This window comes from Schleiferilactobacillus perolens DSM 12744 (genome assembly GCF_001435585.1).
GTDB lineage: Bacteria > Bacillota > Bacilli > Lactobacillales > Lactobacillaceae > Schleiferilactobacillus > Schleiferilactobacillus perolens.
Genome location: NZ_AZEC01000039.1, coordinates 1 through 1,942, shown reverse-complemented (window position 1 = coordinate 1,942; position 1,942 = coordinate 1). Strand labels below are relative to the sequence as shown.

Sequence of the window (1,942 nt, the reverse complement as noted above, 5' to 3'; positions counted from 1 at the left end):
CTGTAGACAGCCAGTTTAATGTTTATGCAGGAGATAATTATGGGAACGTTACAAAGCTGCAGACGGCAAAGAAATAAAGAGAGGATTTGATTCATTTTGGCAGACACAACAAGCACAACGCCACAAGATGGCACTTTTAAACAGGTCTTCATGACCTATCAAAGCCAGCAAAAGGATGGAAATTTTTACACAGTTTATTATGTCCCACAAGATGCAGTGGTTGATTACCCAGTGGTCGCTGATCCTATCCCTGACGAGATCAAGGACAAAGTAGTCAAATACAACGGAGTGTTGGGCAAATGGGAAGACTCTGGTGTCGATCCCAATACGGCTGAAATTATTGCGCTTAAAGCTCAGAACGCCGCTTTGACTAAGCAATTAGCCATGTCGTCAGCGACATTGGTTGCTACTCAGAAGACAGTGGCCCAAGCCAATCAGGCCATCGCCGCATTGACCAAGCAATTAGCTGCCGTCAGCAAACCAGAAACAACCACAAACACAACCAAGGAGGGCAATTAATATGGATTACGTACTGGATTATTTCAAGCAAGGACTGTTCAACAAGGCTGACTTACAGCTATTTGAGTCAATCGGTTGGATCACTGCGGATCAATACAAGCAAACCACCGGCGAGGATTTGCCTAAGGAGTAGTGAACATCATGTGGCAAAACATCAAGCTGAATCGGTTCTGGTTTCTGACAGGACTGGAAACGGTCGCCTTAGGTATGTTTTTCGTCGCCATGCCCGATTATATCCCGTCAATTGACCGATTAGGCGGTTATCTGGGGATCTTCGATGATAATCCAGCCGCGGTGATCATTATCATCGTCGGCACACTAGGCGTGATTGTCAGCTCGTTTAAGATGTCCCCAGACATTCATCGCGGCATGTCTTATGTCGAAGAAGCCCTCTGGACGTTCTATGCCACAATCATGCTGATGCGCGATGTGACCAATCCCAATCAACGGTTGATTAGCTTGGCCACGATCTTCATTATTTTCGTGGCTGCGCGAATTGCTGCGGAAATTTGGATTGCGGAACCCACGAAATCAGAGGTGGAACTCCAAAGCCGAATCAAAGAACTAAACCAAAAAATCGATGGTATATTAAAAAAGTAGGTGGGGAGTATTGAATTGGCAAACCGCTGTGCCGTTATTGGTCGCAGCCATCACCGTGGCGGGGAGTATCTACGGCGCAAAACGAAATGCCTCCACTACTAACGAAGGTATTTATGCATCTCACGTGGGCGAATTGCTCGATAAGGTTGATAAGTATATGACCGAGCGAGAAATGTACCTCCACGAGATCACGAAGCTCAAAGAGCAGGTATATCAAGCAAACAAACGTATCGAAGAATTGGAGGAAAAAATCAATGGACTTGATCAAGGAATTAAATCTGGGCACGGCGGCGGAGCTAGCAATTAGCGCCACTATTATTTTGGTCTTGGTTAATGCACTGAAACGGACCAAACTGGACAACAAGTGGCTGCCATGGGTGGCCATGGCGTTGGGAATCGTAGCCGGTCTTGCATCGGTAGTTGCTACTAAGGATAACAATTGGGCACCGGCGGCAGTCCAGGGCTTTCTATTGGGTGCTGCGACTTCTGGCATGTTTGATGGTGTGAAGTCATTTACGGGTACAGCAACAGTAGCTGACCCTGTACCCGCTGAACCAGTGCAGACCAACCCTCAGGGTGCATTGGTACCTGATCGCACGCAAACCACTCAAACGATCCCCGACACAACCACACAGCAAGGCGGTGGGAGCAATGTCAGTCAACATTGAGGCAGCGATCGCCTACATGTACAATCTGCAAAAGGCCGGGGTCACTTACAGCATGGATGGCAGCCGCACGGGAACTGATGGCACAGCTGACTGCTCAGGCGCTGTTTACGCGGCACTTCGCGCTGGCGGCATGCCCAGTGCTGGCTATGTGCTCG

At 48.5% G+C, this 1,942-nt stretch carries 6 protein-coding genes; all 6 read left to right on the top strand.

The features are described from left to right. Positions 1-96: 96 nt before the first annotated feature. Positions 97-519, top strand: coding sequence for a hypothetical protein (locus FD09_RS15400; RefSeq protein WP_057822560.1), 423 nt, complete (start codon positions 97-99; stop codon positions 517-519). Position 520: 1 nt separating this feature from the next. Further along, positions 521-652 carry an XkdX family protein gene (locus FD09_RS16090; RefSeq protein ID WP_083488010.1) on the top strand — a complete coding sequence of 44 codons (132 nt, stop codon included), beginning with the start codon at positions 521-523 and terminating at the stop codon, positions 650-652. Between the two features lie 8 nt (positions 653-660). Continuing rightward, positions 661-1,119 (top strand): hypothetical protein, encoded by a 459-nt coding sequence (locus FD09_RS15395; RefSeq protein ID WP_057822559.1) that lies wholly within the window; start codon positions 661-663, stop codon positions 1,117-1,119. Positions 1,120-1,129: 10 nt separating this feature from the next. Continuing rightward, the gene (locus tag FD09_RS15390) at positions 1,130-1,426 is read left to right on the top strand and encodes a hypothetical protein (RefSeq protein WP_057822558.1); all 297 of its coding nucleotides are present in this window, start codon (positions 1,130-1,132) and stop codon (positions 1,424-1,426) included. Next, the gene (locus tag FD09_RS15385; protein ID WP_057822557.1) at positions 1,374-1,787 is read left to right on the top strand and encodes a hypothetical protein; all 414 of its coding nucleotides are present in this window, start codon (positions 1,374-1,376) and stop codon (positions 1,785-1,787) included. The genes FD09_RS15390 and FD09_RS15385 overlap by 53 nt, the downstream gene beginning before the upstream one ends. Beyond that, positions 1,771-1,942 (top strand): peptidoglycan amidohydrolase family protein (locus FD09_RS17050; protein WP_338054262.1); only part of this gene is annotated, 172 nt, incomplete at its 3' end. The genes FD09_RS15385 and FD09_RS17050, both read left to right, overlap by 17 nt.